Genomic DNA, 25,280 nt, shown 5'->3' on the forward strand with positions numbered 1-25,280 from the left:
TTCTTTACACCCCTCATCCGGGGCTCAGGGCGCGTGTGCGGCGCGCCCGTCGTGTCTGGCCCGAACGCATCAACCCTCCGGGCCTTGCGCGGTCCCGCCCACCCCTCACCAGGAGTGGCAACCCTCAAACCGTGAACAATTAAGGGGTAAAATCAAGTGGCAGCGGAGATTGTCAATCCTCGCAGCGACAGCGAAAGCCGGAACGGTCATACGGAGCACGAGAGCGGGGCAGAGCCCCTCGACTCCTTCGACCCGGCGTTCGCGCTGCACCGCGGCGGCAAGATGGCTGTGCAGGCCACCGTGCCGGTCCGGGACAAGGACGATCTGTCCCTGGCTTACACGCCCGGGGTCGCGAAGGTGTGCAGCGCGATCGCCGAGCAGCCGGAACTCGTCCACGACTACACGTGGAAGTCGCAGGTCGTCGCCGTCGTGACGGACGGTACGGCCGTGCTCGGCCTCGGGGACATCGGTCCCGAGGCGTCCCTCCCGGTGATGGAGGGCAAGGCCATCCTCTTCAAGCAGTTCGGCGGTGTGGACGCGGTCCCGATCGCCCTCGACTGCACCGATGTCGACGAGATCGTCGAGACCGTGGTCCGGCTCGCCCCGTCCTTCGGCGGGGTGAACCTGGAGGACATCTCGGCACCCCGGTGCTTCGAGATCGAGCGGCGGCTGCAGGAGCGGCTGGACATCCCGATCTTCCATGACGACCAGCACGGCACGGCGGTCGTGTCGCTCGCGGCGCTGCGGAACGCGGCGCGGCTGAGCGGGCGCACACTGGGCGAGCTGCGGGCCGTGATCTCGGGCGCGGGCGCCGCGGGCGTCGCGATCGCCAAGATGCTGGTCGAGGCGGGCATCGGCGATGTCGCCCTGGCCGACCGCAAGGGCGTCGTGTCGCGCGACCGCGACGACCTCACGCCGATCAAGGCGGAGCTGGCGTCGTTCACCAACAAGGCCGGTCTCTCGGGGCCGCTGGAGTCGGCGCTGGCCGGGGCCGATGTGTTCATCGGTGTCTCCGGCGGCACGGTGCCGGAGTCGGCGGTGGCGTCGATGGCCGAGGGTGCGTTCGTCTTCGCCATGGCGAACCCCAATCCGGAGGTGCACCCGGAGGTCGCGCACAAGTACGCGGCGGTCGTGGCCACCGGGCGGTCGGACTTCCCGAACCAGATCAACAACGTGTTGGCCTTCCCCGGGATCTTCGCGGGCGCCCTCCAGGTGCGGGCCTCCCGGATCACCGAGGGGATGAAGCTGGCGGCGGCCGAGGCGCTGGCCTCGGTCGTCGGTGACGATCTCGCCGCCGACTACGTCATCCCGTCCCCGTTCGACGAGCGGGTGGCCCCCGCGGTGACGGCGGCCGTGGCCGCGGCCGCCCGGGCGGAGGGCGTCGCCCGCCGCTGAGGCGCACACGCTTCCCCGTCGGCCCCGTCCCCGCGTTCCCGCGGACGGGGCCGATGTCGTTGCCGCGCCGCAAGAGGGTGTGTGTCACAGCGGGGCCTGGTTCCCCCGGCGGGGCAGGGAACCTATCGTCAAGGTCATGTTCGCTGTCTACGCCGCCCGAATCGACCGCGACCAGCCGCTCAACGGCCTGGAACTCGGGGAGCGTCCCGCTCCCGAGACCCGGCCCGGCTGGAGCACCGTCACGGTCAAGGCCGCCTCCCTCAACCACCATGACCTCTGGTCCCTGCGGGGCGTCGGCCTCGCGGAGGACAAGCTGCCGATGATCCTCGGCTGCGACGCCGCCGGCGTCGACGAGGACGGCAACGAGGTCGTCCTGCACTCGGTGATCGGACAGAGCGGTCACGGGGTGGGGCCGAACGAGCCCCGTTCCATCCTGACCGAGCGCTACCAGGGCACCTTCGCCGAGCAGGTCGCCGTGCCCACCTGGAACATCCTGCCCAAGCCGAAGGAGCTCTCCTTCGAGGAGGCCGCCTGTCTGCCGACCGCCTGGCTGACGGCGTACCGGATGCTCTTCACCAACGCCGGGGTCCGGCCCGGTGACTCCGTACTGGTGCAGGGGGCCGGGGGCGGTGTCGCGACCGCCGCCATCGTGCTCGGCAAGGCCGCGGGACTGCGGGTCTTCGCCACCAGCCGGGACGAGACCAAGCGCAAGCGGGCGCTGGAGCTCGGCGCCGTGGAGGCGGTGGAGCCCGGGGCGCGGTTGCCGCAGCGGGTCGACGCCGTCATCGAGACGGTGGGCGCCGCCACCTGGTCGCACTCCGTGAAGTCGCTGCGCCCCGGCGGCACGCTGGTCATCTCCGGAGCCACCAGCGGTGACCGCCCCTCGCACGCCGAGCTGACCCGGATCTTCTTCCTGGAGCTCAGGATCGTCGGTTCGACGATGGGGACCAAGGACGAGCTGGAGGACCTGCTCTCCTTCTGCGCCACCACCGGTGTGCGTCCCGTCACCGATGAGGTGCTGCCCATGGACCGGGCCCGGGAGGGCTTCGAAAGGATGGAGTCCGGGGGGCAGTTCGGGAAGATCGTGCTCACCGGTTCCTGAGGAGCGGGAAGCGCGTCGATGGCCGGTCCGGGTCTCCGGGCCGGCCGTCGGCATGTCAACCGGCGTTGACGTACGGGGCGTGTCAATGTAGGTTGACAACATGACTGAGGCAACCGACCTCGCCGAGTGGGCGGGCGACGGCGACCCGCGGGCCGGCCTGCGGGCCGTCGCCTCGCTGCGCAGGCTGCTGGAGCGACTGGAGACCGTGCAGGTGCGCGACGCGCGCCGGCAGGGCTGGTCGTGGCAGGAGATCGCCACCGAACTCGGGGACAGCAGGCGGGCCGTGCACAAGAAGTACGGGAGGCGTTGATGTTCGAGCGGTTCAAGCAGGACGCCAGGGCTTTGGTGAAGGGGGCGGTCGCCCGGGCGGAGCGGGCGGGTGCGCACCGTGTGGGCCCCGAGCATCTGCTGCTGGCCCTGCTCGACAGCGAGGGAAGCCGGGCCTCCTTCGCGCTGGCCGCCCTCGGACTCGCCGAGCGGCGGGAGCCGGTCAGGGCGGCGCTGGAGCGGGCGCGGCGGCGGGGCGGCCTGACCCGGGCCGAGACCGACGCCCTCGCCGGACTGGGGATCGACCTGTCGGAGGTCATCGCCCGGGTGGAGGAGGCGCACGGCGCCCGCGCCCTGTCCACCGGCGGAAAGGCCGGCGGCCGGTGGCCGGGGCACCGTCCCTTCGAGCGGGAGGCCAAGGACGTCCTGACCGGGGCCCTGCGCGCCGCCATCGCCCGCAGAGACCGTCATATCGGCGACGAGCACATCCTGCTCGCCCTCACCCTCCGCCCCGGCGTCCCCGCCGAGGTGCTCGCCGACCACGGCGTGACGTACGAGTCCGTGACGCGGGTGCTCTACGGCAACGGCGGGCAGGCCAAGGCGGGCTGACGGCGGCTCAGGCCTTCGGGGCGCGCAGTATCGCCCCGATGTGCGCCGCCGCCGTCGACAGATGGCGGCGGGCGTCGCGGAGCTGGTCCCCGGTGACACCGTGGTCGCGGGCCGCGTCCCGGATGTCGTCGCGGAAGCGGTCCAGCAGCCGGTCCAGATCACGCGCCGGGTCGCCGGTGGAGTCCGAGGCGTCCTCGTGCGCCCACGGCGGGGCGTACTCGGCGGGGAAGTCCTCGGGCGTCTGGGAGTACGACGGCTCGGAGTCCGGGCCGGAGGATCCGGTGCCGGGGCGGCCGAAGGCGAAGTCCTTGCCGAACTCGCCCATCCCCTTGACCAGTTCGCCCAGACCCTCGCGCAGCCCGTTCGGCCAGTCGCCGCGGGCGAAGTGGTCCTGCACCTGTTCCTGGACCTGGCGCATCATCCGCTGCACCTCTTCCTGCGCCCTGTCCTGAGCCTCCTTGGCCTGGCGGCGGGCACGCTGGGCCTCCTCGCGGGAGCGCCGGCTCTCGTCCTTGGCGCGCCGCGCCTGTTCCTTCCACTCCTGCTTGGCGCGGCGCATCTCCTCCTTGGCGGCGCGCCAGGCGTCCTTGTCGCCGAAGACCGCGAAGTCGCCCAGGGGGCCCTCGTCGTCGGGCGTGCCGGTGGCCCGGGACTGGCGGGCCTGGCCGGCGGCGGCCCGCATTTCCCGGCGCAGATCGCCTGCCGCGCCGCTGACGTCGGCCCGGATCTCGGCGGCCAGTTCGGCGACCGACTCCCGGATCTCCAGCTCCAGATCGGCCAGTTCGCCGCTGCGGTCGGCCAGTTCGGCCCGGCCGGCGTCCGTGATGGAGTAGACCTTGCGGCCGCCCTCGGTGGTGTGGGTGACCAGGCCCTCCGCCTCCAGTTTGGCCAGGCGCGGGTAGACCGTGCCCGCGGAGGGCGCGTACAGCCCCTGGAAGCGCTCTTCCAGGAGGCGGATGACCTCGTAGCCGTGACGCGGGGCCTCGTCCAGCAGCTTCAGCAGATACAGGCGGAGGCGTCCGTGGGCGAAGACGGGGGGCATGTCAGAGCACCTTCTTGTCGGTCGTGCCGGCGTGGTCCCCCGTGTTGTCCCGCGTGTGGTCCCGCGGGTCCGGCTCCTCGTCCCCGGGCGGGCGGCGCAGCAGGGCGATGGAGCCGGAGACGGTGGTGGCACGCAGTGTGCCGCTGCCCGCGCCCAGGCGGCCGGTGAGCTTGTGGGCGCCCCAATGGCCCTGCACACGGAGGCTGTCGAAGGCGTTGGAGATCGCGCCGCTCGCGGTGTTGGCCTCAACCTGTGCGTCCGCCGGGTCGGGCAGCCGGATGGCGATCTCGCCCGAGACGCTGGTCAGCTTGACGTTGGTGGGGCCGTCGGTGTCCAGGTCGACGATCATGGAGCCGCTGACCGTGTCCGCCCGCACGGAGGAGCCCGAGCCCTCGACGACGGTGAGGTCGCCGGAGACGGAGGCGAAGCGGAGGTCGCCGGTGAGGGACTGGGCCTCCACGTTCCCCGACACGGTCTCCGCGCGGACCGGGCCCGAGAGGGCGACGAGCGTGGTGTCGCCCGCGACGCCCTTCACGGCGGCGGGGCCCTGGATGCCGGAGACGACGGCTGCGGCGCCGACCACGCCGACCTCGACGCGGGTCCTTGCGGGCACGGCCAGGGAGACGATCGCGCTGCGGCGCCAGCCCTTGCGGTCCAGCCACTTGAGGAAGCCCTTCCAGGGCAGGTCCTCGTAGGCCACCGTGAGGGTGCCGTCCTTGTGGGTCACCACCAGGGGTGGACCGTCTATCTCCGAGACCTCCAGGCGGGCGGAAGCCTCGTCGGTCCCCACCACGTTCACTGTTCCGTTGACGATGCGGACGTGGAGTTCGGTTACGGGGGCGTCGAAGGTGAGCTTTGTTGGCTCCGCCACGGATGACTCGGGCATGGTGACGACCTCCTGGGAACGGGCGTGCCCCTTGCGACGCGCCATATCGCGTCTTACGTGATTCACGATATATCGCGGCAGGGGAAAGTCAAGGTACTCGTTCGGGGGTCCGTCGGCTTCTGTAGCGCGCGGAGGGTGCTGGGTACCGGTGCCGGTGCTGGGCGGGGGTGGGTGCGCAGCCCGGCGTTTGCGGGGTGCCGCTGCGCCCACCCGTGCCGCCCCAGCGGCACGACTGCCCGCAGCTGCGGCGGCACGGCAGCTACGGCGGGGCGGCTGTCCGCAGCTGCGCTTACTCGTCGTCTTCGTCGTCCAGGCGGGCTAGCCAGGTGGCCAGGCGTTCTACTGGGACCTCGAAGTCGGGGTTGAGGTCGACGAAGGTCCTGAGTTGCTCGGCGAGCCACTCGAAGGTGACTTCCTCCTCGCCGCGCCGCTTCTCCAGTTCCTCGATGCCACGGTCCGTGAAGTACATGAGGACAAGGATATGTGCCGGAAAACGGGCGGGCCGCACCCCCGAAGGGGTGCGGCCCGCGCGCGTACTGCCGCCGGTTACGCCTCGAAGACCTCGCGCACCAGTTGCTCCTGCTCGGCCTGGTGGCGCTTCGCGGAGCCGACCGCCGGGGACGAGCCGTGCGGCCGCGAGATGCGGCGCAGACGCTCGGCGTGCGGCAGGTCGGCGCCGACCGCCAGGTCGAGGTGGTCGATCAGGTTGAGCGCGATGAACGGCCAGGCACCCTGGTTCGCCGGCTCCTCCTGGGCCCACAGGTACTTCTCGGCGTTCGGGTACTTCTTGATCTCCGCCTGGAGCTCCGTACCCGGCAGCGGGTACAGGCGCTCGATGCGGATGATCGCCGTATTGGCGGCCTCGGCGTCCGTCGCCGCGCGCTTGCGCCGCTCGGCCTCGAGGTCGTAGTAGACCTTGCCGGCCGTGAAGACGACCTTCTTGACCGCGGCCGGGTCGACCGAGCTGTCGCCGATCACCGGGCGGAACTGGCCCGAGGTGAACTCCTCCGCCTTCGACGCCGCGGCCTTCAGGCGCAGCATCGACTTCGGGGTGAAGACGACCAGCGGCTTGTGGTGCGGGTTGTGCACCTGCCACCGCAGGAGGTGGAAGTAGTTCGACGGCGAGGTCGGCATCGCCACCGTCATGTTGTTCTGGGCGCAGAGCTGCAGGAACCGCTCCGGACGGGCGGAGGAGTGGTCCGGGCCCTGGCCCTCGTAGCCGTGCGGGAGGAGCAGGACCACACCGGAGGTCTGGGCCCACTTCTGCTCCGCCGACGAGATGAACTCGTCCACGACCGTCTGCGCGCCGTTGACGAAGTCGCCGAACTGCGCCTCCCACAGCACGAGCGCGTCGGGGCGGGCCAGCGAGTAGCCGTACTCGAAGCCCATCGCCGCGTACTCGGAGAGCAGGGAGTTGTAGACGTTCAGCCGCGACTGGTCCTCGGAGAGGTACTGCAGCGGCGTGTACTCCTCGCCCGTGCTGCGGTCGATGATGACCGCGTGACGCTGGCCGAAGGTGCCGCGCTGGGAGTCCTGGCCGGCGAGCCGCACCGGGACGCCCTCCAGGAGCAGCGAGCCGAACGCGAGGGTCTCGCCCATGCCCCAGTCGATCGTGCCGTCCTCGACCATCGCCGCCCGGCGCTGCAGCTGCGGCAGCAGACGCGGGTGGACGGTGATGTGGTCGGGGATGTTCACCTGGGACTCGGCGATCCGCTTGACGACCTCCGTGGTGACCGCGGTGTTCACGGCGACCGGGAACTCCGCCTGCGGCTCTGGGGGCTCGACCGTCGTCGGCTGGGAGGTGGCCTCACGGACCTCCGTGAAGACCTTCTCCAGCTGGCCCTGGTAGTCCTGCAGCGCCTGCTCGGCCTCTTCCAGGGTGATGTCGCCGCGACCGATGAGGGACTCGGTGTAGAGCTTGCGCACCGAGCGCTTCTTGTCGATCAGGTCGTACATCAGCGGCTGGGTGAAGGCCGGGTTGTCCGACTCGTTGTGACCGCGGCGGCGGTAGCAGATGAGGTCGATCACGACGTCCTTGTTGAACGCCTGACGGAACTCGAAGGCCAGGCGCGCGACGCGCACGACCGCCTCCGGGTCGTCGCCGTTCACGTGGAAGATCGGCGCCTCGATCATGCGGGCCACGTCGGTGGCGTACATCGACGAGCGCGACGACTCCGGGGCGGCGGTGAAGCCGACCTGGTTGTTGATCACGACGTGGACCGTGCCACCGGTGCGGTAGCCGCGCAGCTGCGACATGTTCAGGGTCTCGGCCACCACGCCCTGGCCTGCGAAGGCCGCGTCGCCGTGGATGGCCACCGGCAGGACGGTGAAGTCCGTGCCGCCCTTGCCGATGATGTCCTGCTTGGCGCGGGCGACGCCCTCCAGGACCGGGTCCACCGCCTCCAGGTGCGAGGGGTTGGCGACCAGGGAGACCTTGATCTGCTCGCCGTCCAGGCCGGTGAAGGTGCCCTCGGCGCCCAGGTGGTACTTCACGTCGCCGGAGCCGTGCATCGACTTCGGGTCGAGGTTGCCCTCGAACTCGCGGAAGATCTGCGCGTACGACTTGCCGACGATGTTGGCCAGCACGTTCAGCCGGCCGCGGTGGGCCATGCCGATGACGACCTCGTCCAGGCGCGACTCGGCGGCCGAGTCCAGCACCGCGTCGAGCAGCGGGATGACCGACTCGCCGCCCTCCAGCGAGAAGCGCTTCTGGCCGACGTACTTCGTCTGCAGGAACGTCTCGAAGGCCTCGGCGGCGTTCAGGCGGCGCAGGATGCGCAGCTGCTCCTCGCGCTCCGGCTTGGAGTGCGGGCGCTCCACCCGGTCCTGGATCCACTTGCGCTGCTTGGGGTCCTGGATGTGCATGAACTCGATGCCGGTGGTGCGGCAGTACGAGTCGCGGAGCACGCCGAGGATGTCGCGCAGCTTCATCATCGACTTGCCGGCGAAGCCGCCGACGGCGAACTCGCGCTCCAGGTCCCACAGGGTGAGGCCGTGCTCGACGATGTCCAGGTCGGGGTGCTTGCGCTGCTTGTACTCCAGCGGGTCGGTGTCGGCCATGACGTGGCCGCGGACCCGGTAGGAGTGGATCAGGTCGAAGACCCGGGCGGCCTTGGTGACGTCGTCGTCGTGGGAGGCGTCGATGTCCTTGAGCCAGCGGACCGGCTCGTAGGGGATGCGCAGCGCCTCGAAGATCTCGTCGTAGAAGCCGTTCTCGCCGAGGAGGAGGTTCGCGACCGTGCGGAGGAACTCGCCGGAGGCGGCGCCCTGGATCACCCGGTGGTCGTAGGTCGACGTGAGCGTCATGACCTTGGAGATGCCGAGCTTGTTCAGCGTGTCCTGGCTGGTGCCCTGGAACTCCGCCGGGTAGTCCATCGAGCCGACGCCCAGGATCACCGACTGGCCCGGCATCAGGCGGGGCACGGAGTGGACGGTGCCGAGGCCGCCGGGGTTGGTCAGGGAGACCGTGACGCCGGTGAAGTCGTCCATCGTCAGCTTGTTGTCGCGGGCGCGACGGACGATGTCCTCGTAGGCCTGCCAGAACTCGAAGAAGTTCAGCGTCTCGGCCTTCTTGATCGCCGCGACGACCAGCTGGCGCTCGCCGTTGGGCTTCACCAGGTCGATGGCCAGACCGAGGTTGACATGCTCCGGCTTGACCAGGGTCGGCTTGCCGTCCACGCGGGCGAACGAGTAGTTCATCGACGGCATGGCCTTGATGGCCTGGACCATGGCGTAGCCGATGAGGTGCGTGAAGGAGATCTTCCCGCCGCGCGCCCGCTTGAGGTGGTTGTTGATGACGATGCGGTTGTCGAACAGCAGCTTCACCGGGACCGCGCGCACGGACGTGGCCGTGGGCAGCTCCAGGGAGGCGTCCATGTTCTTCGCCACGGCGGCGGACGGACCGCGCAGGGGCACCTGCTCGGCGCCGTTCTTCGCCTCGCCGGAGGGCTCCGCCTTCGGCTTGGCCGCAGCCGGCTTCGCGGGCGCGGCGGCCTGCGCCGGAGCGGCGGCCTGCGCCGGGGCCTTGGCGGCGGCCGGCTGAGCGGCGGGTGCCGGTGCCGCGGGCCGCGCGGCCGCGGGGGCGGGCGCGGCGGGCTGGGCCTGGGAGGTGGTGGTTCCCGCGGCCCCCGCGGCCGCGGTACCCGCCGGAGCCGAGGTCGCAGGCGCGCCCGGCTTGTAGTCGGCGAAGAAGTCCCACCAGGCTCGGTCCACCGAGTTCGGGTCCTGGAGGTACTGCTGGTAGATCTCGTCGACGAGCCATTCGTTGGCACCGAAGGCCGCAGCGGGGTTCTGGCCCGCTGGATCGGTCTCGGTCGAGATGCTCGAGTTACTGGGGGACTGTGGCGACACGGCGTCAACCGCCCTCTTCCGCTCCGCAAGATGATGGACAGCGGAAATAAAGGCTACGCCCCCCGGCGCGAGAAGGTCAGGCCGGGCCGTTCATCGTCGTGTAAGTCACATCCCCACGCGTGTTTCGGCGTGGGAAATGGCGGGAAACAAGCGTGGTTCCGGTTCTTTCGGCGGCATCGGGCATCGCTCGGCCACGGCCTGGCGCGCGGTTCGCGCGGGCCTGTGCCTGATCACACGTGTCCGCCAGCGCCGACAGTGTGGATCTTGCGGCTCCGCTTCGAACTTTACGTCAACTTGGTACGGATGGAGTCCCCGGAAGAGTGATCAGAATCCGGCAGCCCCGCTCGGATTCGGCCACTCCGATCCGGCCGCCGTGCAGATCGACGGCCCAGCGGGCGATCGCCAGGCCGAGACCGGTGCCGCCGTCGCTGCCCGGACCGTGCGGACGGTTGACGTTGCCGCGGTTGAACCGCTCGAAGACCCGCCGCCACTCCGTCCGCGGAATGCCCGGGCCCTCGTCCAGCACCTCGAGCTCCAGCGAGTCCGGCTGTGCGCCGCGCCGCGCCCGGACCGTCACGCGGCCGTGCGGCGGGCTGTGCTTGACCGCGTTGTCGATGAGATTGGCGACGACCTGGTGGATGCGCTCGGGGTCGGCGTGCGCGGTGAGCTCCGGCGGCGACACGTCGAGGTGCAGATGGACGTCCGTCCGGGTGTGGCTGCCGGAGCCGGAGGCCATGCCCGCGCGGGCGGAGGCGACCATGTTCGCCTCCTTGAGCACGCCCGACAGATACGGCCACACCTCGAACCGGCGCTTCTTCAGCGGGACCACCCCGTTGTCCAGGCGGGACAGGTCCAGCAGCGTCTCCACCAAACGCCCGAGCCGCTCCGTCTGCTTCAGGGCCGTGCGCATCGTCTCGGGGTCGGCCTCGGTGACGCCGTCGACGATGTTCTCCAGCACCGCGCGCAGGCCCGCGATGGGGGTGCGCAGCTCGTGGGAGACGTTGGCGACCAGCTCCTTGCGCTGATGGTCCTGGGCCTCCAGCTCGTCGGCCATGACGTTGATCGTCTGGGCCAGGTCGCCCAGCTCGTCCCGGCGGTTCTCCCGCACCCGGCGGGTGTAGTCGCCGTGCGAGATGGACCGCGCCACGGCGTTCATGTCGTCCAGCGGCGCGGTGAGCGAGTGCGCCACGAACTGCGTGATGAGCAGCGTGGCGATCATCGAGAAGACCGTGATGAAGCGCAGCTCCGTCTTGGTGTGCACCGCGATCACCGACAGCCCCGTGGTGATCAGTACGGAGACGACGACCAGCGCACCCAGCTTGGTCTTGATCGAGAACGGGCGTACACCGCCCCAGGGCTGTGCACCCCGGGGACCTCTGCGTCCGGCCGGACCCTCGCTCATGGCGTCGGCGTCTCCAGGGCGTAGCCCACGCCGTGCACGGTGCGGATGCGCTCGGCGCCGATCTTCCGGCGCAGCGCCTTGATGTGGCTGTCCACGGTCCGGGTGCCGGAGGCGTCCGCCCAGTCCCAGACCTCGGCCAGCAGCTGCTCGCGGGAGAGCACCGCGCGGGGCGTGTTCGCCAGGCACACCAGGAGGTCGAACTCGGTGGGCGTCAGATGCACGTCCTCGCTGCGCACGCGCACCCTGCGCTGCGCGTGGTCGATCTCCAGCTCGCCCAGCCGCAGGATGCCGCTGCGCGGGGTGGTGGCGGCCAGCGCCGCGCGCTCCATGCGGCGCAGCAGCACATGCACACGGGCCGCCAGCTCCCGCATGGAGAACGGCTTCGTCATGTAGTCGTCGGCGCCGACGCCCAGCCCGACCAGCATGTCGGTCTCGTCGTCCCGCGCGGTGAGCATCAGCACGGGCACCGGCCGCTGGGCCTGCACCCGACGGCAGACCTCCAGGCCGTCGAAGCCCGGCAGCATGATGTCGAGGATCAGCAGGTCGGGCTGCCAGGCCTCCGCCGTGTCGACCGCGGACGGGCCGTCGCTCGCCGTTTGCACCAGAAATCCCTCGGCGCGAAGGCGGGTCGCGATGGCCTCCACGATCGTCGCGTCGTCCTCGACCACCAGGACCCGGCGTTGCGCGCCGGGGGTGGTCGTCGCCGTGCCGTTGTGGGAGGTGTGTGTCTGCTCCATGGCCCGCCCCTGAGGTGTGCTTTTTCCGGAATCCGTGGGGTGATCCGTCGTCTGCGCATCACTGCGATTGACGCTTGAATGATCGGCGTCAGGCAGCAGCGTACGGTGCGTCACCGTGGCTTTGCTATCCAGGGCGGACGCCGATGTGCACGACGTCCGGAACGCCCCGGGCAACGGGGATCTCTTCGGTACGCACCTGTCGGAACCCGGCATTCCGCAAGGTTCCCTCGAATTCCGGTGAGGGCTGGGCGGACCAGACAGCGAGCACCCCGCGCGGTTTCAACACCCGTGCGCAGGCCGCCAGTCCGGCCGGTGAGTACAGCCCCTCGTTGCCCTCGGTGACGGTCCAGTCGGGCCCGTTGTCGATATCGAGGCACAGCGCGTCGAACGTGTCGGATGTCTCATGGACGTAACGGACGAGGTCCGCCTCGACGATCTCCGCGCGGGGGTCGGCCAGGGCCCGCGCGGAGAGTCCGGCCAGCGGCCCCGCGCGGTGCCACTCGATGATGGCCGGTTCGCGCTCCACCACGGTGATCCGTCCCCAGCGCGACTGGCCGGCGGCGTGTGCGAGCGAGAATCCGACCCCGAGACCGCCGATCAGGACCCGCGGGTCAGCCGTGCCACCGTCGAGGGCGGCCAGGGCCGCGTCGACGAGCCGCCGTTCCGAACGGCCGTCGGAGGTGTCCATCAGGAAGCAGCCGTTGGCGATGATCTGCAGCAGGTCGCCGTGCCTGCGCAGCACGACCTCGCCGTACGGGCCCTCGCGGCGGTCCAGGACTTCGGGGGCTTCGGGAATGTCGTACGGGGTGGGCATGCGTTCATCCTGACAGCCGTCTTTCCGTGCCGTTCGCGGCCCTTCAGGTGCCCGGGACGGTGATCGCTGACAGCGAACGCACCCCTGGGAACATTCGGCGGCTCCCCTGCATTGAGTCGGCATAGCTCAACTTGACTGCCGAAGGGGAGATCATGGCTACTGAGTCCACATCGCTCGCCCTGCCTGTGCTGCCGCTCGACGACGAGGTCGTGCTGCCCGGGATGGTGGTACCGCTGGACCTGAGCGATTCCGAGGTGCGCGCCGCGCTGGAGGCCGCCCAGGCCGCCGCCCGCACCGAGCCCGGGAAGCCCAGGGTGCTCCTGGTGCCACGCGTCGACGGGACGTACGCCGGAACCGGCGTGCTGGGCACGGTCGAGCAGGTCGGCAGGCTGGCCGACGGTGACCCGGGCGCCCTGATCCGCGGCCGCGGCCGCGTGCGCATCGGCGCCGGGACCACCGGGCCGGGCGCGGCGCTGTGGGTGGAGGGCACCCGTGTCGACGAGAGCGTGCCCGAGCCGCTGCCGGGGCATGTCACCGAGCTCGTCAAGGAGTACAAGGCGCTCGCCACGGCCTGGCTGCGCAAGCGCGGCGCCTGGCAGGTCGTCGACCGCGTCCAGGCCATCGACGACGTCTCCGCGCTCGCCGACAACTCCGGCTACTCGCCCTTCCTCACCACCGAGCAGAAGGTCGCCCTGCTGGAGACCACCGACCCGGTGGCCCGGCTCAAGCTCGCCACGCAGCAGCTGCGCGACCACCTCGCCGAGCAGGACGTCGCCGAGACCATCGCCAAGGACGTCCAGGAGGGCGTCGACAAGCAGCAGCGCGAGTTCCTGCTGCGCCGCCAGCTGGAGGCCGTCCGCAAGGAGCTGCGCGAGCTGAACGGCGAACAGGACGGCGAGGAGTCCGACGACTACCGCGCCCGCGTCGAGGCGGCCGACCTGCCCGAGAAGGTCCGCGAGGCCGCTCTCAAGGAGGTCGACAAGCTGGAGCGCTCCTCCGACCAGTCGCCGGAGGGGTCCTGGATCCGCACCTGGCTCGACACGGTTCTGGAGATGCCGTGGAGCGAGCGCACCGAGGACGCCTACGACATCCAGGGCGCCCAGGCCGTCCTGGACGCCGAGCACTCCGGCCTTGAGGACGTGAAGGAGCGGATCACCGAGTACCTGGCGGTGCGCAAGCGGCGCGGCGACCGGGGCCTGGGTGTCGTCGGGGGACGGCGCGGGGGTGCCGTACTGGCCCTCGTCGGCCCGCCCGGTGTCGGCAAGACCAGTCTCGGCGAGTCCGTCGCCCACGCGATGGGCCGCAAGTTCGTCCGCGTCGCCCTCGGCGGCGTCCGCGACGAGGCCGAGATCCGCGGTCACCGCCGCACGTACGTCGGCGCGCTGCCCGGCCGGATCGTCCGCGCGATCAAGGAGGCCGGTTCCATGAACCCGGTCGTCCTGCTGGACGAGATCGACAAGGTCGGCTCCGACTTCCGCGGCGACCCGGCCGCGGCCCTGCTGGAAGTCCTGGACCCGGCGCAGAACCACACCTTCCGCGATCACTACCTGGAGGTCGAGCTCGACCTCTCCGACGTGGTGTTCCTCGCGACGGCCAACGTCCTGGAGGCCATCCCGGAGGCCCTGCTGGACCGCATGGAGCTGGTCCGCCTCGACGGCTACACCGAGGACGAGAAGGTCGTCATCGCCCGCGACCACCTGCTCCCGCGCCAGCTGGAGCGGGCGGGACTGGACGCCGAGGAGGTGACGATCGACGAGGGCGCGCTGCGCAAGCTGGCCGGCGAGTACACGCGCGAGGCCGGCGTGCGCAACCTGGAGCGGTCCGTCGCACGGCTGCTGCGCAAGATCGCCGCCCAGCACGAACTGGGCGCGCGGGAACTGCCCTTCACCGTGACCGAGGGCGACCTGCGGGACCTGATCGGCCGGCCGCACCACGTGCCCGAGTCCGCCCAGGACCCGGCCGAGCGCCGTACCGCCGTCCCGGGTGTCGCCACCGGTCTCGCGGTGACCGGCGCGGGCGGGGACGTGCTCTACGTCGAGGCCTCCCTGGCCGACCCGGAGACGGGCGCGGCCGGGCTGACCCTGACCGGCCAGCTGGGTGACGTGATGAAGGAGTCGGCGCAGATCGCGCTGAGCTTCCTGCGCAGCCGCGGCGCCGAACTGGAGCTCCCGGTCGGCGACCTGAAGGACCGGGGCGTGCACATCCACTTCCCGGCGGGCGCGGTGCCCAAGGACGGCCCGAGCGCGGGCATCACCATGACCACCGCCCTGGCCTCGCTGCTCTCCGGCCGGCTGGTCCGCACGGACGTGGCGATGACCGGTGAGGTCTCGCTGACCGGGCGGGTGCTGCCGATCGGCGGGGTGAAGCAGAAGCTGCTCGCCGCGCACCGCGCGGGGATCACCACCGTGGTCATCCCCAAGCGCAACGAGCCCGACCTGGACGACGTCCCGGCGGAGGTGCTGGACAAGCTCGACGTCCACGCCGTCACCGATGTCCGCCAGGTCCTGGAGCTGGCGCTGTCGCCGGCCGTGAACGGCGCGGCGCCGGAGGTTCCGGTCGCGGCGATGGGGGCACCTCCCAGGCTTTAGGCACTGGGGGAGGAAGCGACCGGATCGGGGAGGCCCGGGTTTCGTGAGGGAGGCCCGGGCCTTCACCGCACCCGGGGCCGGGTCAGCCGAGGGCGAAGGTCCTCACCCGGTCGACGGTGCCGTTGAAGCGGTTGTGGTCCCCGACGGTCGGACCGGTCGAGGTGTACTGCCACATCGCGTACGTCCCCCATCCGGCGGGCAGTTCTCCCACGGTGGAGGCGTACCGGGCGACCCACAGGGGAGTCGTGGCGGCGAAGCCGGCGTAGTTGCCGGTGCACTGCTTCCACCAGCTCGTGGCGGTGTAGATGACGGCGTTCCGGCCGGTGCGGTACCGGTACTGGTCCAGGAAGTCACGGATCCAGCTCACCATCGCGCTCGGCGACTTGCCGTAGCAGGCGTCGCCGTACGGGTTCCACTCGATGTCGAGCACGCCCGGGAGAGTGCGTCCGTCGGCGGACCAGGCGCCGCCGCGGTCGACGAAGTAGTCGGCCTGGGCGGAGCCGCTCCCCGTGTCGGGCGTCCCGAAGTGGTACGCACCGCGGATCATGCCGACGTCGTAGGAGCCGTTGTACTGCTGGGAGTGGTACGGGTTCGTGTAGTACGTCCCCTCCGTGGCCTTGGCATAGGCCCAGCGGACCCCGCTCCTCCACAGCGTCGACCAGGCGACGTTGCCCTGGTGACTGGAGACGTCCACACCCTCCGTCTGGGTGGAGCGGGTGGTGGGGAGGCCGCCGCGGCCGTCGTGGGCGGCGACGCCCATGCCCATGTGGGCGGTGCCGCGCGGGGGCACGCTGGGGGCGGACTCGGCGGATTCGGTCGCCCCGGCCGCGCCGGGGAGGGAGAGCACCGCGAGCAGGACCGCCCCGGCGGTCACGAGCGCGGGTATGCGGGTGAGGCCGGATCTGTGCACAGGCATGACGCATCTCCGAAAGGTCGGTGGGGGCGAACCCGGATGTGACCCACATCGCATGTAGTGGGCATGCCACGTAATCGCCTGGTAGGGAAAGTGTGGTGCGCGGACCACGACGGCCACGGGCCGGGCCGCGCGCTGCCGTTGGTCTACGCCTGCGAAATACTGGTGGAGCTGCGGCGACGTCGCCACTTGGCGGGAAACTTTCGGAACGGGAAACCGAGGCAGGGGCACACGTGCACGATGACGCAAACGGCGGCGGGGAACGCGCCGCCTCCCCGGGGCCCGCGTCCGAGGTGGAGCAGCCCGGTCTCCTCGCGCTGGAACGCGAGTTGACGGTGCTGCTGCGCCGCGCCCGCGCCAGCCAGGGGGAGATGGCCCGCGCGGTCCATCCCGACCTGGAGCCGTCCGCCTACGGGCTGCTGGTCCGTCTGGATGAGTGCGGCCGCCAGCGGGCCACCGAGCTCGCCGCCTACATCGGCGTTGGCAAGGCCACGATGTCCCGCCAACTGCGGGCGCTCGAAGAGCTGGGACTCGTCGGCCGCGAGCCGGATCCCGCCGACGGCCGCGCCTGGCTGGTCGCCCTCACCGAAGAGGGGCAACAGCGGGTGAGCAGGGTCCGCGAGGCCCGCCGCGCCCGTTACGCCGGACGGCTGGCCGACTGGGACCCCGCCGAGATCACGGAACTCGCCCGGCTGCTCCACCAGCTGAACCGGGGGATGGAGAAGTGACCCCGACTGGCAGGCTCTAACGGGGTGACAGCTCCACGTAGACGACGGTGGCGTCGTCGTGCGTCTTGCCCCGGCGCGGCGGCACCGGGTCCGTGTCCGCCCGCTCCAGGGTCCGCACCCGGTCCACCAGGGCCTGCGGGCCCTCCTTGCGGATCAGGGTGAGGCAGTCCGTCCAGTCGCCCTCGTGGAACCGCTCCACCCAGCGCGCCGCACCGTCGGTCAGGGCGGCGAGCGTGCGGACCTCACCGCGCGGCAGCGAGCCGGTCACCGCGCGGGAGGCCACCGAGGGGTCCGCCGCCGCCGTGAAGAAGCCGCCCTCCTTGTTGCGCAGCGTGGTGTCCACCAGGGCCTGGTCGGCCAGCGCCGAGCGGGGCAGCCGGTCCAGCCGGTCGTCCAACAGCGCGGCGACCGTGCCGTCGGGGGCCTCGACGAGCAGGGCCGAGTCGGACAGCACCAGGTACTCCACCGAGACGGGTGACCAGCGGGCCAGCACCACCGTCGCCTGCGGTGTACGCGGGTGAGAAAGGTCACAGCTTGCCGCATGGCTCTCGGCGGTACGCGCGAGGGCGCGGGACAGCACCTCGGTGAGGGGAACATCCGGGAGGGAAACGGTCAGTTCGGTCAGCGCGCCGCCCAGCCGGGCGGTGAACCAGGGCACGGAGTGCAGACAGCCGCCTCCATCACCCGGTGGGGTGACCCCGTCCAGCACCACGAGCGAACCGCCCTGTCCGGAGGCCGGGAGACCGACGCTCGCGAAGTCCTCGTTGGGGCGGCCCGGATCACCCGGCTCCGAAACAAGCTCCGTACGCACCCCACCAGTCTGCACGAGCCCTCCACAACGGCCGTCAAAGGCGGGCAACGGTCGCCGGATCACCGCCACCATGCAGGTCAGACGCCTGATTTGGGAGGGATTGCAGGGCTCCGGGAAGGCGTGGCGGCGAATACTGCCACCGCCCGCCGCAGACGTCCAACCGGCGTGCCGCACACGGCGGCTACGAGCCGCGGCGGGACTTGCTCCCCAACTCACCTCCGATGTTCACTCCTTCGAGTGGCGGGTGAGGTGATGCGCGTCCGCCGTCCACGGGCACTGGGAGGGTCGGGGAGCGATGGGGGGCACCTCGCTGTCCGAGCGCGGTGACGGGCTCGGGGTGAACACCCGCACCCGTTGACGGAGCGTCACCCGGGCCCACGGGTACACGAGTCAGGAATGCGAGCACCGGTGCAGAAGACGCGGCCTCGTCGCAAAGGCAAGCAGACGGCTCCCAACGGGGACGCGGAGCAGCAGCCCACTGTCGGCAGGGGCCGTCCCACCCACGTACGCAACCGGCTGATCGTCGCCGTGGCCGTGGTGGCCGCCGCGATCGCCGGGGCCGGGGCCCCGTCCGTCGTCGCCGCCTCCGGGCAGCTCGGCGACTCGCAGGAGCTGGTGACCCTCGCCGAGCAGACCCAGGACGCCCTCACCCTCGCCCACTCCCTCGCCGACGAGCGCGACGAGGTCGTCCCCTACATCGCGGCCGGCCGCCCCCAGTCCAAGGCGCCCTCCGAGCAGCACAGCGCCCGAGTCGACCGGCAGGTCGAGGAACTGCGCGCCGACCCCGACACCTCCGAGACGCTGCGCGAGCAGCTCGACGCCGTCGCGGCCGTACGGAGAGCGGCGCTCACCGGGAAGAGCAGTGCTCTCGAAGCGCATCGGGCATACTCGACCGCCATCACCCAGCTGCACCAGGTAGCCGAACAGCTCGCCGAGCGCACCCCGCCCCGGGCCGGCTCCGGGGACCACGCGCTCGCCGAGCTCGACGCCGCCGTCCAGCAGGCCGCCGCCACCCGGGGACTGCTGCTCGCCGCGCTGAACGTGCCGCGCACCACGCAGACCGTGATCGACCCGATCACCGGCCTGCCGACCACGTCCAGCACCTCCTCGGAGGCCGACACCAAGCAGCGCGACGCGCTGACCGCCGCCGCGCTCCAGGCCCGGCTGCGCTCCGACGCCGGCCTCGCCGACTTCCGCGAGGGCGCGCCCGACACCGCCCGCGCCTCCTACGACTCCACGGTCAACGGACCCGAGGTCGACGCCGCCGAGAAGTACCTCGCGAGCCTCACCGACGAGCCCACCCTCTCCGACGACGAACTCGGCACCAGCACCAAGAAGCTCGCCGCCGCGCTCACCGCGCGGATCGACGCGATGCGCGGGGTGGAGTCCGCCCTCTTCGACCAGCGCACCAAGGACCTCGCCCAGCTGCGCGACGACGACGTCACCGAGCTGGAGATCCGGATCGCCGTCCTCGGCGCCCTGATGCTGCTCACCGTCGGCATCGCCACGGCGATGGCGCGCACGCTCACCCGGCCGCTGTCGGTACTGCGCCGGGGCTCCGCCCGCCTCGCCGAGGCCGAGGACCCCGCAGCGGAGGAGCCGGTCGCGTTCACCGGCCGCAACGACGAGTTCGCACAGGTCGTCCGCTCCGTCAACGCCCTGCACGCGCACGCCGCCAGACTCGCCGAGCGGATCGCCACGCTGGAGGCCGACCGCAAGCATCTCGTCGGCCAACGGCAGAAGATGGCCGACGCCCGCGAGGAACTGCGTACCGAACTCGCCGAGTCCGCGGCCCATCTGGAGCGCTTGCGGGCCGGCATCGGCGGCACGTTCGTCAACCTCGCCCTGCGCACCCTCGGGCTGGTCGAGCGTCAGCTCGGCGTCATCGAGGGGCTGGAGGAGCGGGAGGACGACCCGGACCGGCTGGCCACCCTGTTCAAGCTGGACCACTTCGCCACCGTCATGCGCCGGCACAGCGAGAACCTCCTCGTCCTCGCCGGCACCGAGCACGGCCGGCACACGGCGGGTCCGGTGCCGCTGGTGGACGTCGTACGGGCCGCGGTCAGCGAGATCGAGCGGTACGAGCGGGTGCGGATCGCGGCGCTGCCGCCGCACGCGCACATCGCCGGGTTCGCGGCGGACGACCTCTCCCATCTGCTGGCCGAGCTGATGGAGAACGCCACGGCGTTCTCCCCGCCCGACATGCCCGTCGAGATCTCCGGCTGGCTGCTGGAGAACGGCGAGGTCATGCTCTCCGTCCAGGACGAGGGCATCGGCATGGCCGCCGACCGGCTGGAGCGGCTCAACTCCCGCCTGTCCGAGGTCGACCCGGACGCGACGTACGACGCGGAGGCCGAGGACGGGCTCGGCCTCGGCCTGTACGTCGTGGCCCGGCTCGCCCACCGGCACGGTGTGCGGGTCCAGCTGCGCGAGCAGAAGCAGGGCGGGATCGCGGCGGTCGTCGTCCTCCCCGACCCCCTGCTGGCCGCCGCCACCCCCACCGCGGTCCCCGCCTCGGTCTCCGGCACCTACACGGTCTCCCTCCCGGGCGCCGACGCCGAGGCCAACTCCAACGTCCTGCACGGCCGTACGGAGTCGGGCGACCCGCTGGTCACCCTGGCCGAGAAGGCGGTGAGCGACCGCGCCCTGGCCCACACGGACGAGCCCGCCCCGGCCCCCACCGGCGGGCCCGCCGCCGACCACGCGGACGAGCTCACCGCGGCCCACCGCCCCGAGCCCTCCCCCGGCGCCACACCGCCCTCCGCCCACGCGGACGCACCCGCACGGGGCGACGGGGAGGAGCCCCAGCCCCATGGGCACCCGGGCGGGGAGCCCGTGGGTGCCGGTGCCGGTGCCGACGCGCAGCGCGCGGATGACGCCGTCGCCGGTCACGCCGAACCGTCCGCGGACGGCCCCGTACGGAACGTGGGCGCGGACATGCCGCCCGAGCGGCCCGCCGAGGCCACCATGGAACTGCTGATCCCGGCCCAGCCCGACGGCGCCGACGAGCCGCCCGCACGTCCGGGCCCCGAGCGGCCGGAGTCCGGCCAGTCGCCCGGAAGCGGTCAGCACCCGTCCGGGACCCCCGGCCTGCCGGACCCCGATGCGGCACGGCCGGGCGCAGGCCATGCCTTCAGCGCCGAGCCGGCACCCACCGACCGGCCGCAGGCCCCGGCCGTACACCCGGCTGCCGGAGCCGCGCCGCAGGCGCCCGTCACCGGCGCATCCGACGCCGTACCCCCGTCCCACGCCGTACCCCCGCCCGGCGCCCTGCCGCGCCGCCCGGTCGCCGGGGACGGCCCCGGCGCCGAGCACGAGCGTGTCGCGGACGGTGGCGGGGACGAGGAGCGGGTCACCGACAAGGGACTGCCCAAGCGCACGCCGAGGATCAGCGCGCCCGCCGCGGTCCCGCGCCCGCGGACCGGGACCGTGGACGCCGAGGCACTGCGACGGCGGCTCGGCGGATTCCGCCAGGGTGCCGACGCCGGCCGCCGGGACGTCGAGGCCGAGATCGCCGAACAGACCGGCCACCACCGGACACCGTCCGCCACGAGCGCACGCAACGAAGACGCCACAAGCGCACAGAACGAAGAAGCCACGGGGGGCACCGTCGAGGAGGCAAGCAGTTGACCGCGCCCAGTACCTTCGGACTGAGCAGTGAGGCCCGCAACCTGCACTGGCTGCTGACCAACCTTGTCGAGGAGGTGCCCGGCATCCTCTCCGTCGCGGTGGTCTCCTCCGACGGCCTGCTGCTCCTCTCCTCCGACGACGATCGCAACACGGAGGCCCGCGGCGCCCGGAGCACCAGGCGTTCCGGCCCACGCGGCTCCGCCGCCGACCTCGCCACCGTCGTCTCCGGCATCGGCAGCCTCACGATCGGCGCCACCAAGCTGATGGGCTACGGTCCGGTCAAGCACACCATGGTCGCGATGGACCAGGGCAGCCTCTTCGTGATGTCGATCAGCGACGGCTCGCTGCTCGGCGTACACGGCTCCGAGGACTGCGACATGAGCGTGGTGGCGTACCACATGGCTCTCTTCGTCGGCCGCGCCGGCCATGTGCTGACCCCCGAACTCCGCAGCGAACTGCGCCAGAACCTGGAGAACGATCCCACCGGGAGCCGCCCATGAGCAGCACGTCCAGGAAACATCTCCCGGTCCGTGGCGGCGACCGCAGAGTCGCCCGGGTCCGCCCCTACTCGCTCACCGGCGGCCGCACCCGCTTCGGTCACGTCCTCCTCGTCGAGACGTTCGTCGGCGCCACCGCCGGCACCGCCGCGCTCGACGCCGCCGAGGAGCGCAGGGAACTCACCAACGGCGGCCTCACCTCCCGGGTCATGCCGGAGATGCGGGCCATCGTCGAACTGTGCCGCCGTATGCGTACGGTGGCCGAGATCGCCGCGCTGCTGAGCATGCCGCTCGGCGTGGTCCGCGTCCTGCTGAGCGACCTCGCGGACCAGGGAAAGATCCGTGTCTACGGAACGGGAACCGGCCACGGCACGGGCCGTCCCGACCGCGCGCTGCTGGAAAGGGTGCTGAGTGGACTCCGTCGTCTCTGACGCCGCGCCCGGCGTCTCCCCGCTCGTCCACGACGACGGGCCCCTGCAACCCTGGCAGACCGACCCCACCCGGGCGCCGGTCGCCACCAAGATAGTGGTGGCGGGCGGCTTCGGCGTCGGCAAGACCACGCTGGTCACCACCGTTTCGGAGATCACGCCCCTGGAGACCGAGGCGCTGATGACCGAGGCGAGCGAGGAGCACGACGACCTCACCGCCACGCCGGGCAAGCTGACCACCACCGTGGCCATGGACTTCGGCCGCATCACGCTCGACGACGACCTGGTGCTCTACGTCTTCGGCACGCCCGGGCAGCAGCGGTTCTGGTTCATGTGGGACGACCTGGTGCGCGGCGCGATCGGTGCCGTCGTGCTCGCCGACACCCGCCGTCTGAAGGACTGCTGGCCGGCGCTGGACTACTTCGAGAGCTGCGGACTGCCGTACGTCGTCGCGGTCAACCAGTTCGACGGCAGCGAGCGATACGACCCCGAGGACGTGCGGGAGGCGTTGACCATCCCCGCGCACATACCTGTCATGATCATGGATGCGCGCCGCCGGATCTCGGTCATCGAGACCCTCCTGTCCCTCGTGGGCCACGCGCTCGACGAAACCCCCGAGTAGTCCCCGGCAGTCCCCGAGCAGTCCTCTTAGGAGCGTCCCCCGAATGCGGAAGATACTCGTCGTCGGAGCCGGCCAGTCCGGTCTCCAGCTCGCCCTCGGCCTCCAGTCGCACGGGTACGAGGTCACCCTGATGTCCAACCGGACCGCGGACGAGATCCGCACCGGGAGGGTCATGTCGACGCAGTGCATGTTCCACACGGCCCTGCAGCACGAGCGCGACCTGAAGCTGAACTTCTGGGAGTCCCAGGCCCCGAAGATCCAGGGACTCGGCGTCTCGGTCGCGGCCCCCGGCTCCTTCGACCCGGGCCCCTCGCAGCGCGCCATCGACTGGCTGGGCCGTCTCGACGGGTACGCGCAGTCGGTGGACCAGCGGGTGAAGATGGCCGGCTGGATGGAGACCTTCGCGCAGCGCGGCGGCCAGCTCGTCATCCACGGCGCGGCGGTCGGCGACCTGGACTACTTCTCGCGGACGTACGACCTCGTCCTCATCTCGGCGGGCAAGGGCGAGCTCGTGCAGATGTTCGCCCGTGATCCGGAGCGCTCCCCGTACAGCGAGCCGCAGCGGGCCCTGGCGGTGGCCTACGTCCACGGGCTCGGCCCGCGTCCGGAGCACCCGGACACCGAGGCGGTCCGCTGCAACCTGGTCCCGGGCGTCGGCGAGATGTTCATCATGCCCACGCTCACCAACTCGGGCCGCGCCGACATCCTGTTCTGGGAGGGCATACCCGGCGGCCCGCTGGACGCCTTCAAGGACGTCAAGGACCCGGCGGAGCACCTCTCCCTGACCCTGGAACTCATGGAGAAGTTCCTTCCCTGGGAGTACGCGCGGGCCACCAAGGTCGAACTGACCGACGCCGGCGGCACCCTGGCCGGCCGCTACGCCCCCACCGTCCGCAACCCGGTCGGCCGGCTGCCCTCCGGCGGTCTCGTCCTCGGCGTCGCCGACGTGGTCGTCGCCAACGACCCGATCACCGGCCAGGGGTCCAACTCCGCGTCCAAGTGCGCCGCCGCCTACCTCGCCTCGATCCTCGAGCACGGCGAGAAGGAGTTCGACGAGGAATGGATGCGGGCGACCTTCGACCGTTACTGGGATACGGCCCAGCACGTCACCAAGTGGACGAACGCCATGCTCGCCCCGCCGCCGGAGCACGTCCTCAACCTGATCGGCGCCGCCGGACAGCTCCAGCCGGTCGCGGACCGTTTCGTCAACGGCTTCAACGACCCGGCGGACTTCGAGAACTTCTTCTTCGACCCGGAGAAGGCCGGCGCCTACCTGGCGGAGGTCTCGGGCGCACCGGCGGCGGAGTAGCCCGCGTCGGACCCCTGCGCGGCCCACTCGGGGAGTTCCGGCGGCACATACCGCCGCAGGGACTTACCGCCGGGGTCGGGACGTACGGCGCCCAGCACCGGGTTGGCCGCGATGGGGGAGACCTTGATCCGGGCGCCCGGGTGGGGCGCCTGCACCACCTTGCCGTCGCCGAGGTAGAGGGCGACGTGCGTGGCCTCCGGGAAGTACACGACGAGGTCCCCCGGCCGCAGCTCCACCAGCGGCACCCGCTTCAGCCGCGCCCACTGCTCCTGGCTGGTCCGGGGGATCGGCGTCCCGGCGGCACCCCAGGCCTTGGAGGTCAGCCCCGAGCAGTCGTACGTCGCCGGCCCCTCGGCTCCCCACTCGTACGGCTTGCCGAGCTGTTGCACGGCGTACCGCACGGCCCGTGCGCCGGCCGCCGACGGGTGTGTGCTGCCGTGGCCCAGCGCGCCGGAGGTGACCAGCTCCTTCTGTGCCTTGGCGATCCGGCCGCGCTCCAGTTCGGCCAGCGCGGCGAGCTGCTCGGCGGTGAGCGAGGCGAGCAGCTTCTCCACCTCGCGGAGCCGTCTTCGCACCTCGTCCCGCTGCTTCCGGCTCCGCTCGGTGAGGGCCGTCCGGACGGCGAGTGCCTTGCGCGCCCGGCCCGCCAGTTCGCGGGCCTCCCTCTCGCCGGCGGTCAGCCGGCCCACCGTCTCCGCCCGCTGCCGCGCCAACTGTCCGATGACATGCCCCTCGTCGAGCGCGCGCTGCGGATCGCGCGCCAGCAGCAGACGCAGGTACGGGGAGAGGCCGGTGAGGCTCTGGTACTGCTGCCGGGCCAGCCGCCCGGCCGCGCCCCGGCTGTCGTGCAGGGAGAGCCGGGTGCGGGCGAGGGCGCGTTGGAGCCGTTGGGTCTCGGCGCGCTGCTTCTTCAGCCGTTCCTGGGTGGCGTTGTGGGCCTCGGTGGCCTTTTCGGCCTTCCGGTACAGGCCCTGAAGCTCCGTCAGCAGCTCGGCGACGGACCGCCCGCCGGGGCCGGCGGTGCTTTTTCCGCCTCCCGGTTCCGGAACGGCCGCCGCGGACACGGGCGCGAGCACGGTACCGGCCGCCAGCGCCGCCGTACACACCAGACGCAGAAGCATCGCTGACACACCCTCACCTCCGACACGGG

Annotated in this window: 21 protein-coding genes; 11 read left to right on the top strand and 10 right to left on the bottom strand. The window is 71.6% G+C overall.

What is annotated here, in order from left to right; translation table 11 throughout:
* Positions 1-156 precede the first annotated feature (156 nt).
* The 4 genes from AB0L56_RS03525 (at position 157) to AB0L56_RS03540 (ending at position 3,373) form a co-directional block, all read left to right on the top strand.
* Positions 157-1,395 carry an NADP-dependent malic enzyme gene (locus tag AB0L56_RS03525; RefSeq protein ID WP_361028999.1) on the top strand — a complete coding sequence of 413 codons (1,239 nt, stop codon included), beginning with the start codon at positions 157-159 and terminating at the stop codon, positions 1,393-1,395.
* Positions 1,396-1,531: 136 nt separating this feature from the next.
* On the top strand, positions 1,532-2,497 hold the full coding sequence (locus AB0L56_RS03530; protein WP_365418409.1) for a zinc-binding dehydrogenase: 966 nt from the start codon (positions 1,532-1,534) through the stop codon (positions 2,495-2,497).
* Between the two features lie 100 nt (positions 2,498-2,597).
* Positions 2,598-2,807 (top strand): helix-turn-helix domain-containing protein, encoded by a 210-nt coding sequence (locus AB0L56_RS03535; protein WP_365418412.1) that lies wholly within the window; start codon positions 2,598-2,600, stop codon positions 2,805-2,807.
* Positions 2,807-3,373, top strand: coding sequence for a Clp protease N-terminal domain-containing protein (locus AB0L56_RS03540; RefSeq protein ID WP_365418415.1), 567 nt, complete (start codon positions 2,807-2,809; stop codon positions 3,371-3,373). Before AB0L56_RS03535 ends, AB0L56_RS03540 begins: the two co-directional genes overlap by 1 nt.
* A gap of 7 nt (positions 3,374-3,380) precedes the next feature.
* On the opposite strand, the gene AB0L56_RS03545 is transcribed toward AB0L56_RS03540, so the two are convergent.
* The 7 genes from AB0L56_RS03545 to AB0L56_RS03575 all read right to left on the bottom strand — a co-directional run bounded on the left by AB0L56_RS03545 (position 3,381) and on the right by AB0L56_RS03575 (position 12,604).
* Positions 3,381-4,415, bottom strand: a complete 1,035-nt coding sequence (locus AB0L56_RS03545; RefSeq protein WP_365418418.1) for a helix-turn-helix transcriptional regulator — start codon at positions 4,413-4,415, stop codon at positions 3,381-3,383.
* Between the two features lies 1 nt (position 4,416).
* A complete protein-coding gene (locus AB0L56_RS03550; RefSeq protein ID WP_365418421.1) occupies positions 4,417-5,301 on the bottom strand; it encodes a DUF4097 family beta strand repeat-containing protein in 885 nt (294 codons plus the stop codon).
* Positions 5,302-5,590: 289 nt separating this feature from the next.
* Entirely contained in the window at positions 5,591-5,770 is a 180-nt protein-coding gene (locus AB0L56_RS03555; protein WP_003992906.1) for a DUF6104 family protein, read from the bottom strand.
* Positions 5,771-5,847: 77 nt separating this feature from the next.
* Complete coding sequence (locus tag AB0L56_RS03560) at positions 5,848-9,651, bottom strand: multifunctional oxoglutarate decarboxylase/oxoglutarate dehydrogenase thiamine pyrophosphate-binding subunit/dihydrolipoyllysine-residue succinyltransferase subunit (RefSeq protein WP_365418423.1); 3,804 nt, start codon at positions 9,649-9,651, stop codon at positions 5,848-5,850.
* Positions 9,652-9,940: 289 nt separating this feature from the next.
* Positions 9,941-11,053 (bottom strand): HAMP domain-containing sensor histidine kinase, encoded by a 1,113-nt coding sequence (locus AB0L56_RS03565; RefSeq protein WP_361028978.1) that lies wholly within the window; start codon positions 11,051-11,053, stop codon positions 9,941-9,943.
* A complete protein-coding gene (locus AB0L56_RS03570; protein ID WP_361028975.1) occupies positions 11,050-11,790 on the bottom strand; it encodes a response regulator transcription factor in 741 nt (246 codons plus the stop codon). Before AB0L56_RS03570 ends, AB0L56_RS03565 begins: the two co-directional genes overlap by 4 nt.
* A 124-nt stretch (positions 11,791-11,914) precedes the next feature.
* Positions 11,915-12,604 (bottom strand): spermidine synthase, encoded by a 690-nt coding sequence (locus AB0L56_RS03575; RefSeq protein WP_361028972.1) that lies wholly within the window; start codon positions 12,602-12,604, stop codon positions 11,915-11,917.
* 152 nt (positions 12,605-12,756) lie between these two features.
* Between AB0L56_RS03575 and lon the strand changes: the two genes are divergently transcribed.
* On the top strand, positions 12,757-15,192 hold the full coding sequence (gene lon, locus AB0L56_RS03580; RefSeq protein ID WP_365418428.1) for an endopeptidase La: 2,436 nt from the start codon (positions 12,757-12,759) through the stop codon (positions 15,190-15,192).
* Positions 15,193-15,274: 82 nt separating this feature from the next.
* Here lon and AB0L56_RS03585 read toward each other — a convergent pair whose 3' ends face one another.
* Positions 15,275-16,108 (bottom strand): lysozyme, encoded by an 834-nt coding sequence (locus AB0L56_RS03585; RefSeq protein WP_365418431.1) that lies wholly within the window; start codon positions 16,106-16,108, stop codon positions 15,275-15,277.
* 230 nt (positions 16,109-16,338) lie between these two features.
* On the opposite strand from AB0L56_RS03585, the gene AB0L56_RS03590 reads away from it, so the two are divergent.
* Positions 16,339-16,833, top strand: coding sequence for a MarR family transcriptional regulator (locus AB0L56_RS03590; protein WP_365418433.1), 495 nt, complete (start codon positions 16,339-16,341; stop codon positions 16,831-16,833).
* A gap of 16 nt (positions 16,834-16,849) precedes the next feature.
* Here AB0L56_RS03590 and AB0L56_RS03595 read toward each other — a convergent pair whose 3' ends face one another.
* The gene (locus AB0L56_RS03595; RefSeq protein WP_361028960.1) at positions 16,850-17,644 is read right to left on the bottom strand and encodes a protein phosphatase 2C domain-containing protein; all 795 of its coding nucleotides are present in this window, start codon (positions 17,642-17,644) and stop codon (positions 16,850-16,852) included.
* Positions 17,645-18,052: 408 nt separating this feature from the next.
* On the opposite strand from AB0L56_RS03595, the gene AB0L56_RS03600 reads away from it, so the two are divergent.
* From AB0L56_RS03600 to AB0L56_RS03620, 5 genes are read left to right on the top strand one after another with little or no spacing between them, the layout of a single operon-like run.
* Positions 18,053-21,274: a nitrate- and nitrite sensing domain-containing protein gene (locus tag AB0L56_RS03600; protein ID WP_365418437.1), complete on the top strand. Its 3,222-nt coding sequence runs from the start codon at positions 18,053-18,055 to the stop codon at positions 21,272-21,274.
* Complete coding sequence (locus tag AB0L56_RS03605) at positions 21,271-21,774, top strand: roadblock/LC7 domain-containing protein (protein WP_365418439.1); 504 nt, start codon at positions 21,271-21,273, stop codon at positions 21,772-21,774. Before AB0L56_RS03600 ends, AB0L56_RS03605 begins: the two co-directional genes overlap by 4 nt.
* On the top strand, positions 21,771-22,202 hold the full coding sequence (locus AB0L56_RS03610) for a DUF742 domain-containing protein (RefSeq protein ID WP_361028951.1): 432 nt from the start codon (positions 21,771-21,773) through the stop codon (positions 22,200-22,202). Before AB0L56_RS03605 ends, AB0L56_RS03610 begins: the two co-directional genes overlap by 4 nt.
* Positions 22,183-22,821, top strand: coding sequence for an ATP/GTP-binding protein (locus tag AB0L56_RS03615; RefSeq protein ID WP_365418442.1), 639 nt, complete (start codon positions 22,183-22,185; stop codon positions 22,819-22,821). The genes AB0L56_RS03610 and AB0L56_RS03615 overlap by 20 nt, the downstream gene beginning before the upstream one ends.
* Positions 22,822-22,864: 43 nt before the next feature.
* On the top strand, positions 22,865-24,130 hold the full coding sequence (locus AB0L56_RS03620) for a styrene monooxygenase/indole monooxygenase family protein (RefSeq protein ID WP_365418445.1): 1,266 nt from the start codon (positions 22,865-22,867) through the stop codon (positions 24,128-24,130).
* Here the strand turns inward: AB0L56_RS03620 and AB0L56_RS03625 are convergent.
* Positions 24,091-25,251 carry an NlpC/P60 family protein gene (locus AB0L56_RS03625; RefSeq protein ID WP_365418448.1) on the bottom strand — a complete coding sequence of 387 codons (1,161 nt, stop codon included), beginning with the start codon at positions 25,249-25,251 and terminating at the stop codon, positions 24,091-24,093. The genes AB0L56_RS03620 and AB0L56_RS03625 overlap by 40 nt on opposite strands.
* Between the last annotated feature and the right edge of the window lie 29 nt (positions 25,252-25,280).

Origin of the sequence: Streptomyces sp. NPDC052079, assembly GCF_040680275.1 — a bacterium.
Classification (GTDB): domain Bacteria; phylum Actinomycetota; class Actinomycetes; order Streptomycetales; family Streptomycetaceae; genus Streptomyces.

Excerpts from the sequence above, each read along its gene's own strand:
- AB0L56_RS03550 (WP_365418421.1), bottom strand. The coding sequence starts at position 5,301 with ATGCCCGAGTCATCCGTGGCGGAGCCAACAAAGCTCACCTTCGACGCC.
- AB0L56_RS03555 (WP_003992906.1), bottom strand. The coding sequence starts at position 5,770 with ATGTACTTCACGGACCGTGGCATCGAGGAACTGGAGAAGCGGCGCGGC.
- AB0L56_RS03585 (WP_365418431.1), bottom strand. The coding sequence starts at position 16,108 with ATGCCTGTGCACAGATCCGGCCTCACCCGCATACCCGCGCTCGTGACC.
- AB0L56_RS03540 (WP_365418415.1), top strand. The coding sequence starts at position 2,807 with ATGTTCGAGCGGTTCAAGCAGGACGCCAGGGCTTTGGTGAAGGGGGCG.
- AB0L56_RS03570 (WP_361028975.1), bottom strand. The coding sequence starts at position 11,790 with ATGGAGCAGACACACACCTCCCACAACGGCACGGCGACGACCACCCCC.
- AB0L56_RS03565 (WP_361028978.1), bottom strand. The coding sequence starts at position 11,053 with ATGAGCGAGGGTCCGGCCGGACGCAGAGGTCCCCGGGGTGCACAGCCC.
- lon (WP_365418428.1), top strand. The coding sequence starts at position 12,757 with ATGGCTACTGAGTCCACATCGCTCGCCCTGCCTGTGCTGCCGCTCGAC.
- AB0L56_RS03530 (WP_365418409.1), top strand. The coding sequence starts at position 1,532 with ATGTTCGCTGTCTACGCCGCCCGAATCGACCGCGACCAGCCGCTCAAC.
- AB0L56_RS03575 (WP_361028972.1), bottom strand. The coding sequence starts at position 12,604 with ATGCCCACCCCGTACGACATTCCCGAAGCCCCCGAAGTCCTGGACCGC.
- AB0L56_RS03610 (WP_361028951.1), top strand. The coding sequence starts at position 21,771 with ATGAGCAGCACGTCCAGGAAACATCTCCCGGTCCGTGGCGGCGACCGC.
- AB0L56_RS03545 (WP_365418418.1), bottom strand. The coding sequence starts at position 4,415 with ATGCCCCCCGTCTTCGCCCACGGACGCCTCCGCCTGTATCTGCTGAAG.
- AB0L56_RS03620 (WP_365418445.1), top strand. The coding sequence starts at position 22,865 with ATGCGGAAGATACTCGTCGTCGGAGCCGGCCAGTCCGGTCTCCAGCTC.
- AB0L56_RS03535 (WP_365418412.1), top strand. The coding sequence starts at position 2,598 with ATGACTGAGGCAACCGACCTCGCCGAGTGGGCGGGCGACGGCGACCCG.
- AB0L56_RS03625 (WP_365418448.1), bottom strand. The coding sequence starts at position 25,251 with ATGCTTCTGCGTCTGGTGTGTACGGCGGCGCTGGCGGCCGGTACCGTG.